General features: G+C 72.9%; 15 protein-coding genes. 4 read left to right on the forward strand and 11 right to left on the reverse strand.

What is annotated here, in order from left to right:
- Positions 1 to 4: 4 nt before the first annotated feature.
- Complete coding sequence (locus ACLQ25_RS02265) at positions 5 to 1,264, reverse strand: MFS transporter (RefSeq protein ID WP_425728556.1); 1,260 nt, start codon at positions 1,262 to 1,264, stop codon at positions 5 to 7.
- A gap of 191 nt (positions 1,265 to 1,455) precedes the next feature.
- Between ACLQ25_RS02265 and ACLQ25_RS02270 the strand changes: the two genes are divergently transcribed.
- Together ACLQ25_RS02270 and ACLQ25_RS02275 are read left to right on the forward strand one after the other, a co-directional pair.
- Positions 1,456 to 2,298, forward strand: a complete 843-nt coding sequence (locus ACLQ25_RS02270) for a DUF6065 family protein (RefSeq protein ID WP_425728558.1) — start codon at positions 1,456 to 1,458, stop codon at positions 2,296 to 2,298.
- Entirely contained in the window at positions 2,298 to 3,491 is a 1,194-nt protein-coding gene (locus ACLQ25_RS02275) for an MFS transporter (RefSeq protein WP_425728560.1), read from the forward strand. The genes ACLQ25_RS02270 and ACLQ25_RS02275 overlap by 1 nt, the downstream gene beginning before the upstream one ends.
- Before the next feature lie 61 nt (positions 3,492 to 3,552).
- Here the strand turns inward: ACLQ25_RS02275 and htpX are convergent, their stop codons facing one another.
- The 7 genes from htpX to ACLQ25_RS02310 form a co-directional block, all read right to left on the reverse strand.
- Positions 3,553 to 4,428, reverse strand: coding sequence for a zinc metalloprotease HtpX (gene htpX, locus ACLQ25_RS02280; RefSeq protein WP_396804591.1), 876 nt, complete (start codon positions 4,426 to 4,428; stop codon positions 3,553 to 3,555).
- 103 nt (positions 4,429 to 4,531) lie between these two features.
- The gene (locus ACLQ25_RS02285) at positions 4,532 to 6,013 is read right to left on the reverse strand and encodes an NADH-quinone oxidoreductase subunit N (RefSeq protein WP_425728562.1); all 1,482 of its coding nucleotides are present in this window, start codon (positions 6,011 to 6,013) and stop codon (positions 4,532 to 4,534) included.
- Between the two features lie 34 nt (positions 6,014 to 6,047).
- Positions 6,048 to 7,556, reverse strand: a complete 1,509-nt coding sequence (locus ACLQ25_RS02290) for a complex I subunit 4 family protein (RefSeq protein ID WP_425728564.1) — start codon at positions 7,554 to 7,556, stop codon at positions 6,048 to 6,050.
- Complete coding sequence (locus ACLQ25_RS02295) at positions 7,553 to 9,487, reverse strand: NADH-quinone oxidoreductase subunit L (protein ID WP_425728566.1); 1,935 nt, start codon at positions 9,485 to 9,487, stop codon at positions 7,553 to 7,555. Before ACLQ25_RS02295 ends, ACLQ25_RS02290 begins: the two co-directional genes overlap by 4 nt.
- Positions 9,484 to 9,828 carry an NADH-quinone oxidoreductase subunit NuoK gene (gene nuoK, locus ACLQ25_RS02300; RefSeq protein ID WP_425728568.1) on the reverse strand — a complete coding sequence of 115 codons (345 nt, stop codon included), beginning with the start codon at positions 9,826 to 9,828 and terminating at the stop codon, positions 9,484 to 9,486. Before nuoK ends, ACLQ25_RS02295 begins: the two co-directional genes overlap by 4 nt.
- On the reverse strand, positions 9,825 to 10,376 hold the full coding sequence (locus ACLQ25_RS02305; RefSeq protein ID WP_425728570.1) for an NADH-quinone oxidoreductase subunit J family protein: 552 nt from the start codon (positions 10,374 to 10,376) through the stop codon (positions 9,825 to 9,827). Before ACLQ25_RS02305 ends, nuoK begins: the two co-directional genes overlap by 4 nt.
- Positions 10,377 to 10,401: 25 nt before the next feature.
- Complete coding sequence (locus ACLQ25_RS02310; protein ID WP_425728572.1) at positions 10,402 to 11,010, reverse strand: NuoI/complex I 23 kDa subunit family protein; 609 nt, start codon at positions 11,008 to 11,010, stop codon at positions 10,402 to 10,404.
- 96 nt (positions 11,011 to 11,106) lie between these two features.
- Between ACLQ25_RS02310 and ACLQ25_RS02315 the strand changes: the two genes are divergently transcribed.
- The gene (locus ACLQ25_RS02315; RefSeq protein WP_425728574.1) at positions 11,107 to 11,682 is read left to right on the forward strand and encodes a Uma2 family endonuclease; all 576 of its coding nucleotides are present in this window, start codon (positions 11,107 to 11,109) and stop codon (positions 11,680 to 11,682) included.
- Here the strand turns inward: ACLQ25_RS02315 and ACLQ25_RS02320 are convergent.
- Positions 11,663 to 12,094 (reverse strand): ester cyclase, encoded by a 432-nt coding sequence (locus ACLQ25_RS02320; protein WP_425728576.1) that lies wholly within the window; start codon positions 12,092 to 12,094, stop codon positions 11,663 to 11,665. The two genes, ACLQ25_RS02315 and ACLQ25_RS02320, sit on opposite strands and share 20 nt — an antisense overlap.
- A gap of 129 nt (positions 12,095 to 12,223) precedes the next feature.
- Between ACLQ25_RS02320 and ACLQ25_RS02325 the strand changes: the two genes are divergently transcribed.
- A complete protein-coding gene (locus ACLQ25_RS02325; protein ID WP_425728578.1) occupies positions 12,224 to 13,240 on the forward strand; it encodes a glutathione S-transferase family protein in 1,017 nt (338 codons plus the stop codon).
- A gap of 331 nt (positions 13,241 to 13,571) precedes the next feature.
- On the opposite strand, the gene ACLQ25_RS02330 is transcribed toward ACLQ25_RS02325, so the two are convergent.
- Positions 13,572 to 14,534: a complex I subunit 1/NuoH family protein gene (locus tag ACLQ25_RS02330; RefSeq protein ID WP_425728580.1), complete on the reverse strand. Its 963-nt coding sequence runs from the start codon at positions 14,532 to 14,534 to the stop codon at positions 13,572 to 13,574.
- Entirely contained in the window at positions 14,534 to 15,328 is a 795-nt protein-coding gene (locus ACLQ25_RS02335) for an NADH-quinone oxidoreductase subunit C (RefSeq protein WP_425728582.1), read from the reverse strand. Before ACLQ25_RS02335 ends, ACLQ25_RS02330 begins: the two co-directional genes overlap by 1 nt.
- Positions 15,329 to 15,360: the final 32 nt, after the last annotated feature.

Below are 15,360 nucleotides of genomic sequence, written 5' to 3' on the forward strand. Positions count from 1 at the left end.
GAGGTCAGATCGGGACGGGGTCGTCGGGGCGTACCGCCTGGTTTTCCGCTCGGGCGATGGGCCCGGCGGGCAGCGCGGCGACCGCGGCCCCGACGGCCACCGCCGCGCCCGCGAAGACGAAGGCCCACGGCACGCCGCCGGCGTGGTCCACGATCAGGCCGGCCACCGCGCCGCCGGCGGCGCTCGCCGCCACGGCCACCGTGACCACCCAGGTGTACGCCTCGTTCAGCATGCCCGCCGGGGCGATCCGGCCGACCAGGGTGTTCTCCAGGGTCAGCGCCGGAGCGATGGTGGCCCCACCGACGACCAGGGCGACGCCCAGCGCGAGCGGCGTGGGCATGAGCGCGAACACCACGAACGTGCCGGCCAGCGCGGCGAGCAGCAGGGCGAACTGGCGGGTCATGTTCGGCGAGGGTCGGCGTACGCCGAACCAGAAGCCGCCGATGGCGCTGCCGACCCCCCAGACCGCCAGCAGCAGCCCGGCGAGGCTCTCCGGGTCGTCGGTGGTGGCCTTGCCGGCGTAGGCGGGGACGGTCACACCGGCGGCGCCGAACGCGATGCCCAGTCCGGCGACGCAGAGCAGCAGTGCCGGGAAGCCGGCGACCCGCAGTGGACCGAGCCCCCGGGCGTGGTGTTCGCGCGGGTGGGGCCGCCAGTCGCGCATCACCCGGCCGAGGGCGACGGCGGTGGTGCCGACCAGGGTGACGACCGCCGCCCCGATCAGCGCGGCCGCCGCGTCGGCGACCAGTACGAACCCTGCCACGAGCAGCGGGCCGAGTACGAACACGATCTCGAACAGCGAGGTCTCCGCCGCGAGGGCGGTGTTGCGCAGGGCGTACCGGCCGGAGGCGGGGCTGGTCAGTTCGTTCCAGGCGCCGCGAATGGCGGCGGTCAGCGGCGGGTACGTCGCGCCGGCGACGCCGGCCGTCAGGTAGATGGCGGCGAGGGCGTCGTCGCCGGAGCGGCTGGCCAGCAGCAGCCCGGTGAGCGCCAAGGGGTGGGCCACGGCGGTGACCAGCAGCACCGGGCTCGGACCGACCCGGTCGGCGATGCGTCCGGCCACCGGGCTGAGCGCGGCGCCGGCGACGGCGTAGATGCCGCCCGCGATGGCGGCCAGGGAGTATCGCCCGGTCACCTGCTCGACCACCAGCAGCAGCGCCAGCGGCGTCATGCCGATGCCGAGCCGGCCGATGATGCCGGTGACCAGCAGGATCGGCGCACCGGGGATCCGCCAGACACCCAGGTACTGGCGCAGTGCGGCCACGAGGTGTACCTCCGCTGGGACAGGTAACGGGTAGAAGCCCTGTCGACCCTAACGTCCGAGGTCAGGCCGTGGATGGTCGATCCGCTCACAGCAGCGCGGAGGCCGGGACTGACCGAGCGGTCACAAAGGGGGTAGGTTGCTGATCGAATTGGGTCCATACGCCGGCACCGCACGATGAGGCAGGAGGTCCGATGTCCGGGACTACCACCGCACCTCTGCGAGTCGAGATCTATTCGCTGTACGGCGACGCGAAGCCCAGTGAGGCCGCCTCGCCCAGCCTGCGCGGCTCCCTGCCCGCCCGGGCCGTCCAACAGTGCCCGCCGGTCGCCATCGCCTCGGGATTCGGCTGGTACGTCTACCCGCCAACCGACTTCGCGCTGCGCTGGGACGGCCAGGACACCGAGTGGACGCTGCTGGCGGAGAACGAGCCGGCCCAGTGGCGTTCGCTCGCCGGTGGCTACGACGGCAAGCTGCCGGACGCGGCCGGCCAGTTGCAGGCGGCGCCCGAGCAGTTCCACGGTGACCTGGACATCTTCGACAGGTACGGCGCGAGCATCCCGTTCCTCGACGCCGACCCCCGCGCCGCCAACACGATCGAGCTGGTCACCGGCGTGGTGGCGCGTACGTCCCCGGGATGGTGCCTGATGGCCCGGGGCGTGCCGAACTGGCCCGCTCAGCGCGGTGTGCAGCTCTACGAGGGCGTGGTCGAGACCGACTGGTACACCTCGTTGCTGCCCACCATCCTGCGGCTCACCGAGGTGGGGCAGGTGGTGCGCTTCTACCGGAACATCCCTCTCATGTGCCTGCAACCGGTGCACCGGTCCACACTGGAGGCCTTCCGGCAGGCCGAACTGGTCACCGGGGAAGGGCTGCCGGCGTGGCCGGAGGACGTCTGGTCGGACTTCGTGGCGCTGCGCCGCCGCCGCCAGGATCCGGAGATCCGCAGCAGCTACCGCCGGGAACAGGCCCGCCGGGTCCGGGAGAACGCCGCCTACCAGCCGATCGGGGTAGCGGAAGCGGACCAGCCGACCTGATGCCCGACACCGACGCACAGCTCACGCCGTCGCCCGGTTACCGAGCGCTGTTCCGGCATCCGGTCGCTTCCCGGCTGGTCATCGCCCGGGGCATCTCGGAGCTGGGTGATTTCGTGGGCCTGGCCGCTCTGCTGCTGCTCGCGTACGACCAGACGAACTCCGTCCTCGGCCCGGCCGCGGTCTACGCCGCGCGTACCCTGCCGGCACTGCTGGTCGCCACCGTCTTCAGCGGCTGGCTGGACGTGCCGGCCCGCCGTACCCTGCTGGTCTGGCTGTCGGTGGCCGGCGCCGCGCTGATCGCCGTACCGGCGGCGGTCCCCGAGCCGCTGCCGGCGATCGTGGCGGCGGGCCTGCTGGGCGCGGTACGGGCCGCCTACGCGAGCGTCAATGTGGCCGTCGCCGCCGAGGCGGTGGACGCTCCGCTGCGGCTGCCGCTGTTCGGCCTCAGCGCCTTCGCCAACCAGGCGGGCCAGGTGGTCGGCCTGCTCGCGGGGGCCAGCCTGACGGTGGCCCTCGGCTCCCGGGTGGCGCTCCTGATCGACCTCGGATCGTTCCTGATCGCCGCAGTCGTCCTGGCCGGACTGCCGAAGCGCCCCCACCAGGTACGCGGGCCGCGTCCACCGGCGACCGCGGGCGTGCGCATCATCGCCCGCCATCCGGTGCTGCGGGGGGTCGCCCTGCTCACCCTGGCCACGGTGCTGTCCGGCGCTCTCCCGGAGACCCTCGCCCCGGATCTGGCCGGCGGGGCCTGGCGTCCCGCCGTGCTGGCGGCGTCGGCGCTGGGCGGTGCGGTCTTCGTGCTGGTGGTGGGCCGGTCCCGGTGGTTGGGCCGGTTGGCCGGTCAGGTGGCCGTCGCCGCGGCGCTGGCCGGCGCGCTGTTGCTCACCGGTGTCCTGGTCGCCGTCGACGCGCCGCTGGGGGCGCTGACGGTCGGCAACGCGTTGATCGGCGCGGGCGGCGGTTGGTTGATCGGGGCGCAGGCCACGTTCGCCCGGTTGGCCCCACCGGAACGGATGGGGCAGGTCGAGGCGACGATCGTCGCGGCGAACATTGTCACCTCGGGGATCGGCATCTTCCTGCTGGGTGGCGTGGCTGCCGTGCTCTCGCCCGCCGCGTCGTACCTGACGGCGGGCGTCGTCCTGCTCGCCGTCGTGCTGCTGACCCGTCTGATTCGGCCGCCCGCACCGGAGTGACGCGGAAACGACTCCGCCTGCGTCCGTGAGCGGACGCGGGCGGAGTACGGGGTTCGGCGGGTCAGCGCTGGAACTGCACCGGGCCCGAATTGGCGGCCATCCGCTCCAGGCGGGCGACCCGGTCCTCCATCTTCGGGTGGGTGGAGAAGAGCGCGGCCACCGCGCCACCGGCGAACGGGTTGGCGATCATCAGGTGAGCGCTGCTGGTGAGCGTGCCCTGAGCCGGCAGCGGGCGTCGCCGGGCCACGGCATCGATCTTGCGCAGGGCGCTGGCCAGGGCCAGCGGGTCCCGGCTCAGCTCGGCGCCGGACTGGTCCGCCTGGAACTCGCGGCTGCGGCTGATCGCCAACTGGATCACGGTGGCCGCGATCGGGCCGAGGATCAGGGTCAGCAGCAGGACGGCCGGGTTCGGCGAGTCCTCGTCGTCCCCGCCACCGAGCGGGATGAACCAGGCGATGTTCGCCAGGAACGTGATGATGCCGGCCAGGCCGGCCGCGACGCTGGAGATCAGGATGTCCCGGTTGTAGACGTGGGACAGCTCGTGCCCGATCACACCGCGCAGCTCCCGGTAGTCCAGGATCTCGGTGATGCCCTGGGTCACGCAGACCGCCGCGTGCTGCGGGTTACGCCCCGTCGCGAACGCGTTGGGCTGGGCGGTCGGGCTCACGTACAGGCGGGGCATCGGCTGTTGGGCCTCGGTCGCCAGTTCGCGCACCATTCGGTACAGCTCGGGGAACTGTGCCTCGCTGACCGGTTGCGCCCGCATCGAGCGCAGCGCGAGCTTGTCCGAGTAGAAGTAGGAAATGCCGTTGATGACCAGTGAGATGAGGACGGCGATGACCAGGCCGCCACTGCCGCCGAACCCGTAGCCCACCGCGAGGATCAGCGCGGTGAGCAGACCGAGCAGTGCGGCGGTCTTCAGACGGTTGTGGTGCACGATCTCTCCTTCGGTGCGCGGATCGCCTCGATCCGCTGACCGGTACAACAACCCGATACCCGTCAACCATCCGTCGGAACGCTGAGAGTTGACTGAGACCCGCTCAGCGGGCGGCGAGATCCAGCACGAGCTGCGGGGCGACACCGAGCACCACGGCGGCCACCGTGGCCACCGCCAGCACCACCGCCACCACACCCACCAGGGGTACGGCCACCACGCCGTCTCCGCCCGACGAGGGCCGCGGCGTCCACAGGCCGGCCGTCACCCGCAGGTAGTAGGCGAGCCCGAGGACCGCGTTCAGCGCCACCACCAGCGCCAACCAGGCCGCGCCACCGTCCAGCAGCGAACGGACCACCGTCACCTTCGCGAACAACCCGGCCAGGCCCGGTGGGAGTCCCGCCAGACCCACCAGCGCGAGGCCGAGGGCGGCGCCGCGCCACGGGTGCCGGCGCGCGGCCCCGCGCAGGTCGTCGAGCGTGCCGCCGTCCGCCCCCACCGGGCGCAGCGCGGTCACCCCGGCGAACGCCGCCAGCTCCAGCACCACGAAGAACACGGCGTACGCCACCGCGGCGGCGTACGCGGCCGACCGCGCCTCGCCCGTGCGGCCGGCGGCCAACGCCAGCGCGCCCAGCGGGGCGAAGATGTATCCGGCCTGCGCGACCGACGACCAGGCCAACAACCGGACGGTACGTCGCTGACGCAGCGCCACCAGATTGCCGACGGTCATCGTGAGCACCGCCAACAGGGCGAGCACCGGGCCGGTCCGGTCCGCCGGCAGCGCCCGCTGCACGACGGCCAGCACCGCCACCAGGCCGCCCAGCTTCGACGCCGTCGACAGGTACGCGGCCACCGGCAGCGGAGCGCCGTCGTAGGTGGCCGGCGCCCAGGCGTGGAACGGCACCGCCGCCACCTTGAAGGCCAGCCCGAGCAGCAGCAGCGTCACGGCGGCGGTGGTCAGCGGCAGGTCGCGCAACTCCGGCCGCTCGGCCAGCAGCGCGCCCACCCGATCGAGGTGCAGCCCGCCGGTCACCGCGTACAGCAGCGCCGCGCCGAGCAGCGTCAGCGTGGTGGCGACCACGCTGACCACGAAGAACGTCACCGCCGCCTCGGCGCTGGCCAGGCTGCCGCGGCGCAGGCCCACCAGCACGTACAGCGGCAGGGTCAGCGTCTCCAACGCCACGATCAGGGTGATCAGGTCGCCGGCCGCGCCGAGCACCACGCCGCCGGTCATCGAACAGGCGAGCAGGAAGGCGTACTCCCCCACCGGCGACCGACCGGCCCGCAGCGCCGGCACGGACAGCCCGAGCACGCCCAGGGTGAGCAGCGCCACCACTGCGCCGACCAGGGCCGCCCGCCCACCGAAGACCCACGAGCAGTCCGCGCCGACACAGAGCGTCCGCCGCTCGCCGCCCGCGCCCACCAGCGCCGAGAAGACGGCCGTACCGAGCGCCCCGAGCGCGGCCACCGCGACCGTGACGCGCGGCCGCGCCAACACGAGGTCGGCCACCAACACGAGTACGGCGGTGCCGGCGGCCAGGTACGCCGGGAGCAGCGCGACGCTGTCCACGCTCTGCACGACGCTCATCGGGCCGCCTCCGGTCGCGGGGCGCTTCTCGTGCTCACCTGTGGATCACCTCGATGAGGGCGTCGACGGGCGCCTCGGCGACGCCGAGGACCAGCGCCGGAACCAGACCGATCGCCAACGCGAGCAGCACCAGCGGCGCCCACGCGGTCAGCTCCGCGCCGGCCAGACCCGCGCCGACGCCGCTCACCGCGGGGCTCGGCCGGCCGTGGGTCACCTGGCGCAGCAACCGCAGGAAGTACGCGGCCGTGAGCGCGCCACCGACCGCCGCGAGCACCCCGAGGGTCAGCCACAGCGGGCCGCCCACCTGAATCGCCGCGACCACCGCGAACGCCTCCCCCCAGAAGCCGGCCAGCCCGGGTAGGCCCAGCGACGCGACGGCCGCGAACGCCAGCAGACCGGCGAGGCGGGGCGCAGTCTCCCGAAGCCCGGACAACTCGGCGAGAGCGCCCGTGCCGGTGCGGTCCTTCACGGCCCCAGCCAGGAAGAACAGCAGGCCGGTGATCACCCCGTGGGCGACGTTGCCGATCAGCGCCGCCTGGATACCGGTGGCGGTCAGCGTGGCGACGCCCAGCAGGACGAAGCCCATGTGCCCCACGCTGGAGTACGCGATGAGCCGCTTCACCTCGACCTGGGCCAGGCAAACCAGCGAGCCGACCAGGATCGCGGCGACCGCCAGCACGCCGAGCACCGGGGCGGCCCAGCGGGCGCCCTCCGGGGCCACCCCCACGGCGACCCGGATCAGCCCGTACGTGCCCATCTTGAGCAGCACCCCCGCCAACACCACGCTGCCCACCGTCGGGGCCTGGGTATGCGCGTCGGGCAGCCAGGAGTGCAGCGGCCAGAGTGGACTCTTCACCGCGAACGCGAGCGCGAACAGCGTGAACGCGGCCAACTGGGTGCTCCGGGACAGCCCGGCCCCGCCGGTCAGGGCCACGATGTCGGCGGTGCCCGCGGCGGCGACCACGACGTACACGCCGACCAGCAGCAGCACCGAGCCGACGAGGGTGTACAGCACGAACTTGCGGGCCGCCCGACGACGGTCGGCACCGCCCCAGCCGGCGATGATCGCGTACATCGGCAGCAGGACGACCTCGAAGAACAGGAAGAACAGCACCAGATCCAGCGCGAGGAACGTGCCGAGGATGCCCACCTCGACGACCAGCAACAGCGCCACCAACGCCCGGCCGCTGCCGCCGTCCGGCACCCGCCACAGCGAGTACGCGCAGCAGAGCAGCGTGAGCAGCGCCGTCAGCACCACCAGCGGCCAGGAGATGCCGTCGACGCCGAGGTGGAAACGCAGATCCAGGCCGGACGCCCAGGGCAGGTCCACCTGGTGCCAGGGGCGCACCGCCGGCGTGCCGGCCGACCAGGCGAACCAGCCCCGCCCACCGGACACCAGAGCCACGGCGGCCAGCAGGGTCAGCGCCGCCGCGACCGTACCGACGATCCGCGCCGCCCGATCCCGGGGCGTCGCCGCCACCCCGACCGCGCCGAGCGCCGGCACCACCAACACGGCGACGAGCAGCACCTGTCCGAACGTCATGACACCGCCCCCAGCGCGGCCGCCGCCAGGCCGATCAGCAGCGCGCCGGCCAGCACACCGGCGGCGGCCCGGGGCAGCGCCGCCCGGTGCAACGCGGCCAGCCCGGCCCCCAGACCCGTCGCGGCTTTGCCGCTGCCCTCCACGACCCCGTCCACCACCACCTCGTCGCCGGTACGCGCGAGGCGGGCCAGCGCCCGGACGGGGCGTACGACAAGGGTGTGCTGAACGTCGTCGAGCCGGAACGCGCGGGCGAAGACCGGCCGCAGCGGACCCAGCGCGGTCGCCGGATCGGCGGCCGTGTCCCGACGCCAGCGCGCCCACACCAGCCCCGCGCCGACCACCAGCAGCGCGAGCGGCAGCAGCAGCCCCGGCCCGACGTGGACCAGGCCGTCCTCCGCGCCCGCGACCGGCACGGTGGCGAACCGCAGCCGGTCGGCGAACGCGCCGACGAACCCGGCCAGGCCCAGCAGCGCGGCCGGCACGGCCAGCAGCAGCACCGGCCAGCGCAACACCGCCGGCGGGTCGTGCGGGTGCACCAGCGGCAGCCGGGGCTCGCCGAAGAAGGTCCGCAGCAGCAGTCGACCCGCGTACCAGGCGGTGATCGCCACACCGAGCAGCCCGGCCAGCCAGACCAGCCAGCCCACCCACGACGGCGCGGGGCCGGTACCCTCCAGCGCGGCCGACTCGGCGACCGTCAGCACGCCGTCCTTGCTCCAGAAGCCGGCCAGCGGAGGCACCCCGGCCAGCGCGCCGAGGCCGATCACCGTGCACCAGAAGGTCACCGGCATGGCCCGGCGCAGCCCACCCATCTCCGACATCAGCGTGGTGCCCACCGCGTGGATCACCGCACCGGCGGCGAGGAACAACAGCGCCTTGAACGCGGCGTGGGTGAGCAGGTGGAACAGCGCCGCCGACGGCGAGCCGACGGCCAGCGCGCCGGTCATGTAACCCAGTTGGCTGACGGTCGACCAGGCCAGGACCCGCTTGATGTCGTCCTGTGCGGTGGCGGCGAGCGCCCCGAGCAGCAGGGTGATCGCGGCGAGCACCCCGAGCACCGTCAACGTCACCGGAGCGGCCGTGAACAGCGGGTAGAGCCGGGTCACCGCGTACACCCCGGCGGCGACCATCGTCGCGGCGTGGATCAGCGCGGAGATCGGCGTCGGACCGGCCATGGCGTCCGGCAGCCAGGTGTGCAGCGGGAACTGTGCGCTCTTACCGGCCACACCGGCGAGCAGCAGCAGACCGGCGGCGGTCAGGGTCGCGCCGGAATGATCGTGCGCGAGCACGTCTGCGATCCGGAAGCTGCCCGTCGACACCCCGAGCAACGCGATCCCGAGCAGGAAGCCGACGTCACCGACCCGCGTCACCAGGAACGCCTTCATGGCGGCGGCCGGCGCGCCCGCGAGCCGGCGGTCGTGGGCGATGAGCAGGTACGAGCAGAGGCCCATCACCTCCCAGCCCACCAGCAGCATGATCAGGTCACCGGCGACCACCACCAGCAGCATCGCCCCCGTGAAGAGACTGATCTGGGCGGCGTACGGCGGATAGCGGTGGTCGACGTCGACGTCGTCGTGGGGGCCGCGCCGCAGGTAGCCGATCGAGTAGACCTGCACGGCCAGGGCCACCGCGGCGACCGCCACGGCGACCAGCGCGGTGGCGCCGTCCAGGCGTACCCCCAGGGTCACCGCCAACCCGCCGAAGTCGACCCAGGTCGTCGACGTCTCCGTCGGACCGTCGACAGTCACCAGCAGGGCCACGGCCAGCGCCAGCGCGCCGGCGGCACCGGCCACGCCGATCGTCACGGCCGCCGTTCGGGCCCGGTCACCGCCGACCGCGCCCCCAGGATGCCGCGGGGCCGGCGGCAGCAGCAGACCGGCCAGACCGGCAAGCAGCGGTACGGCGGGCAGCGCCGCCCCGAGCAGCCCGGTCACCGGATCGCCTCCGCGTCCTGCTCGACGGACCCGGCCGGTTCGGTCAACGCCACGTCGTCCACCGCCACCGTGGACCGCAGGCGGTAGAGCTGAAGCACGATCGCCAACCCCACCCCGATCTCGGCGGCGGCGAGCACGATGACGAACAACGCGAACACCTGCCCGGAGTGCGGCAGGACCGCGCGGACCGTGGTGTCCGCGGTGACCAGGATCAGGTTCACCGCGTTGAGCATCAACTCGACCGACATGAGCACCAGCACGGCATTGCGTCGACGCAGCACGCCGTACACGCCGAGGCCGAACAGCAGCGCGGCGGTGACGTACGGGATGACCGGCCTCACCGACGCCCCCCGGAGGCCAGTTCCTCTGCCGGCGCGGGCGCGTCCTCGGTACGGCGACCGATGTCGGGGCGGGACAGCACCACCGCGCCGACCAGGGCGGACAGCAACAGAACGGAGAGCACCTCGAACGGCAGCACCCAGGAGGAGAAGATCTGCTCCCCCAGCCGCTCCGCGGTCCCCGCGCCGGGCAGCGCGATGGCGCTCCACCGGTACGCGTCGACCAGCAACACACTCAGCCCCAGCCCGGCCCCGCCACCGATCAGCGCGGCGGGCCAGCCGGGCCGGTCCAGATCGTCGGACGCCCCGATCGGGGCCCGCGTCAGCATCACCGCGAACAGCAGCAGCACCACCACCGCGCCCACGTAGATCAGCACCTGGACCCAGGCGACCAGCTCCGCGCCGAGCACCAGATAGTCGCCGGCCAGCGCGCCCAGGCAGACCACCAGATAGAGCCCCGCCCGGACCAGATGCTTGGTGGTCACCACCAGCACGCCGGAGCCGACCGCCACCGCGCCCAGCGCGAGCAGCAGCAGGTCCGCGCCGGTCACCGGGCCGTCCCCACGGCTCGGGCGGTCACGACGTCGGGCCCTCGTCGCCGGGGCGTACCGCCGGTGCGATCGACCGCGCGGCCTTGCGCGCGGCGGCGGTCTCCTCCTTGGCCGGCTCGCCGTTGGGGTCGTGCGCGGGCGGCGGCGGCACCGTCGCCATCCACTGGCCGAGGTGGTCCTTGTCGTGCAGCAGGTCCTTGATGTCGTACTCGGCGTACTCGAACTCCGGCGACCAGTAGAGCGCGTCGAACGGGCAGACCTCGATGCAGATGCCGCAGTACATGCAGAGCGAGAAGTCGATGTCGAACCGGTCGAGCACGTTGCGCTGGCGGGGACGGGCGGCGCCGGGCACCGCCACCTCCTCCTTGTGCGAGTCGATGTAGATGCACCAGTCCGGGCACTCGCGGGCGCAGAGCATGCAGACCGTGCAGTTCTCCTCGGACAGCGCGATCACGCCACGCGAGCGCGGCGGCAGCTCGGGAGCGACGTCCGGGTACTGCTGCGTGGTCGACCGGGTGGTCATCGTCTTGAGGGTGACCGCCAGCCCCTTCACCAGACCGGCGCCGGGCAGGCCGCGCTCGCTGGCGCCGCCGGCCGGATCGCCGCGCTCGCTGGAATCGGTCATGTGGACCATCCTGCCCTGTGGCCCCGGCGCGCGCGACCACCACCCACAGGTCCGCGGCGGTACCGTGGTCGCGGGGAGAACGACTGCACCGGAAAGGACCCGTCGATGACCGCCGCGCTGCACGACGACGTTCCGCCGCCGGGCGAGTGGACGACCGACGCCTTGGACGCCCTACCCGACGACGGCCGCCCACGCCCCGAACTCCTGGACGGAAACCTGCTCATGTCGCCCTCCCCCAAGCGACTCCACCAGTCCATCGCGCTCCTGCTGGGCTCGGCCATGCTGGAGAGTTGCCCGAGCGACCTCGACGTGACGCAGGGTGTCGAGGTACGCATTTCGCGGAAGCGCTCCTTCATCCCCGATTTGCTGGTCACCTACCTCGACGCCGCGCAGCGGAATCCGTCGCATTATCTGCCGGATCAGGTCCTTCTGGTGGTTGAGATCGTTTCAGAGGGATCCCGCAGCATCGATCGGGTGCTCAAACCGGCCCTCTATGCCGAGGCGGACATCCCCTACTTCTGGCGAATAGAAACCGAGGCGGGCATCGTCGTGCACAGCTACAAACTCGACGCCGTGAAGCAGGTCTACATCGAGCAGGACCGGCTCACCGACGGGATTCTCGTGCCGGAGCCATGGGAGATGGACATTCCGCTGGAGAGAATCACGCCGCGGAGCCGCTGAGGCCGCCGGCCGGCGGCACCATCTCCACGCCGAGCTGCTGAAGGAGCTGGAGCAGCTCGTTGCAGCTCCACACGTCGATGATCCGGCCGGCGGTGTCGAAGCGCAGGAACGTCGCCCCCGAGTAGCTGACCACCTGCCCGGTCGGCGGCACCGGCCCGAACTGCCCGGCGTGGGTGCCGGCCGCCCGCCAGTGCACGGCCACCCGCCCACCCGTGGCGACCACGTCGACGATCTTGTAGCGGAGGTCCGGGAAGGCCTCCCGGCGCTCGCGGTGCCAGGCCAGCGTCGCATCCGGCCCCGTCCCGCCCAGCCCCGGACACTGCTCGGCGATCAGCTCGTACGCCGACTCCTCCCGACGCGCGTTCCACACGTCGGCGATGAGGCGTCGGGCGGCCGTCTCCACATCCGTCATGACGGCAGGGTAGCCAGAAAAGATGCGGGCCAGCGCCGGGAGCAGCCGAGGTTGGCCCGAGCCGCGCCGAGGGCCCGGATTTCGGCGAGGATGGGCAGTGAGGGCAACCGGAGCCGGAGGGTGGACGACGTGGCGCAGACAGGCGGGAAGTACGTCGAGCCGGGTGGCGAGTTCACCCGGGATCAGCGGTACATCGCCACGCGGATCACCGCGGACGGGCGGGACGGTTACCCGGTGGAGCCCGGCCGGTACCGGCTGGCGGTCAGCCGAGCCTGTCCGTGGGCCAACCGCCTCGTCATCGTGCGGCGGCTGCTCGGCCTGGAGGACGCCATCTCGATGGCGATCGCCGGCCCGACGCACGACGCCCGGAGCTGGACCTTCGACCTCGACCCGGGTGGGCGCGACCCGGTGCTCGGCATCGAGCGCCTCCAGGAGGCGTTCTTCGCGCGCTTCCCCGACTACGAGCGGGGCATCACCGTGCCGGCGATGGTGGACGTACCCACCGGGCAGGTGGTGACCAACGACTACGCGCAGATGAGCCTGGACCTGTCCACCGAGTGGACGCCGTACCACCGCGAGGGCGCCCCGCAGCTCTACCCCGAACACCTGCGCCAGCAGATCGACGAGGTCAACGACGTGGTGTTCCGCGACGTCAACAACGGCGTGTACCGGTGCGGGTTCGCCGGCAGCCAGGAGGCGTACGACAAGGCGTACCACCGGCTGTTCGACCGGCTGGACTGGTTGACCGAGCGGCTGACCAACCAGCGGTACCTGGTCGGCGACACCATCACCGAGGCCGACGTGCGGCTGTTCACCACTCTGGTCCGCTTCGACCCCGTCTACCACGGGCACTTCAAGTGCAACCGGCAGAAGCTGAGCGAGATGCCGGTGCTGTGGGCGTACGCCCGGGATCTGTTCCAGACCCCCGGGTTCGGCGACACCATCGACTTCGACCACATCAAGCGGCACTACTACCAGGTGCACCGCGACATCAACCCGACGGGGATCGTTCCGCTCGGCCCCGACCTGTCGAACTGGCTCACCCCGCACGGCCGGGACGCCCTGGGCGGCCGCCCCTTCGGCGACGGCACCCCACCCCCACCCCCGGCCGAACCCGTAGACCCCACCCACACCCCGCTCCGCTAACCGCCCGACCCACCCCACCCGCGCCCGTGCCCCGCCCCCGCCCTGCCCCGTGCCCCGCCCCTGCCCCGCCGATCTTGCACTTTCTGTCGTCGACATGAGCGAGATGCCCCTTATGCCGCCGCAGAAAGTGCAAGATCGCGGGTGACCACCGCCCCGACCTCGTCGATCATGGACTTGTGGTGCCGGGTTTGGGGATTGACGGGCGCTTTGTCACCCACCACAACTCCATGATCGACGGGCGGGGCGGGGCGGGGCGGGGCGGGGCGGGGCGGGGCGGGCCGGGGCGGGCCGGGGCGGGCCGGGGCGGGGCGGGCCAGGCGGCGGGGCGGGGTTAGAGGGCTACTCGGACTGCTGCGGTCAGGACCAGTTGGGCCAGGGAGGCGGGGACCAGGACCAGCCAGCAGAGGCGTTGGAGTTGGTCCTCGCGCAGGCGGGGGTAGGAGACCCGAAGCCAGATGATCACGAAGGCCACAGCGGCGATCTTGAGCAGTGTCCAGAGCCAGCCGAGCTGGTCGTCGGCGAACGGTCCCTGCCAGCCGCCCAGGAACAGCACCGTGGTCAGCGCGGCGATCACCACGATGCCGACGTACTCGGCGAGCAGGAAGAACGCGAACCGCAGACCCGTGTACTCGGTCATGTAACCGAACACCAGCTCCGAGTCGGCCACCGGCATGTCGAACGGCGGACGGCGGATCTCGGCCAGCCCGGCGATGAAGAAGATGATCATCGCGGGCGCCTGCCAGAGCAGCCACCAGGGCTGCCACGCCTCGACGATGCCGGACAGGCTGAGCGTGCCCGCCGCCATCGCCACCGATGCGGCGGCCAACACCAGCGGCAGCTCGTAGCCGAGGAGTTGGGCGGCCCCGCGCAGCCCGCCGAGCAGGCTGTACTTGTTGGCCGACGCCCACGCCGACATCAGCACCGCCACCACACCGATGCCGACGACGGCCAGCACGAAGAACAGGCCGATGTCCAACGGTTGCCCGACCAGGTCGTTCGGGCCGAGCGGAATGACCAGCAGCACCAGCAGGTAGGGCACCAGCGCCACAGCGGGGGCCAGCCGGAACACCGCCCGGTCCGCCTCGCGCGGGGTGATGTCCTCCTTCTGCACGAACTTCACACCGTCCGCCACGAGCTGCGCCCAGCCGTGGAAGCCGCCCGCGTACATCGGGCCGAGCCGGCCCTGCATGTGCGCCATCACCTTGTGCTCGGCCTGACCGACCAGCAGCGGCAGGGTGAGGAACGCGACCACCACGCCGCCGATCCGGAGCACCAGCTCCACCCAGAGCGGCATCAACGCGTACCCCCGTCGTCGTCGCTGTCGTCTCGCGCCGCCGGGTCCGCGACCGGCTCGCGCCGCGCGGACGCCGCCGGGCCGTCGGCGGCGCCGGCAACCCGGGGAGTACGCGCCGGACGGGCCCCCGGCGCGGGCCGCGCCGGACGGTCACCGGCCGGTCGGGCCGGGGTGCCGCCGCGCGGCCCCTCTCCCACGCCACCCGCGCCGGCCGGGGTGGGCGTCGTCCCCCACTCGCCCGGAGCGGGCACGCCCGGCGGGCGGATCGGCCGACGGCCACCGCCGGCCTCCGACTCACCCGGTTCCTTCGCGCCGGGCCAGGGCTTCGCCACCCGGGAGGCGAGCACGAACTCCTTGCGCAGCGGATTGCCCTCGAACTCCGGGGGCAACAGCAGCGGTCGCAGCTCACCGTGCCCGGCGAAGTCGATGCCGAACATCTCGTGGGTCTCCCGCTCGTGCCAGGCGGCGCCGGGGTAGATGTCCACCACCGAGGCCACCGAGGGCGCGTCGCGGGGCAGCCGGGTGCGCAGCAGCACGCCGTGCCGCAGTCGCGTCGACCAGAGGTGCGCGACCACGTCGAAGCCCTCGGCCAACTCGTCGACGGCCGACAGCCAGTCGAAGAAGTCGCAGGCCAGCTCGGTGTCGTCGCGGGCCGCGCGGATGGCAGCCGACCAGCTCGCCGGCGGTACGTCGACGGTGGCCCGGGCGAACCGCTGCCCGCCGGAGACCGACGCGGTCGCCTCGACCGGCGCGAGCAGCGCGACCAGCCGAGCGCCGACCTCTTCTGACGTCATGCCGCTGATCCTAGGTGCCGACCCGGCCCGCG

Origin of the sequence: Micromonospora sp. DT44 (assembly GCF_049841635.1) — a bacterium.
GTDB lineage: Bacteria > Actinomycetota > Actinomycetes > Mycobacteriales > Micromonosporaceae > Micromonospora.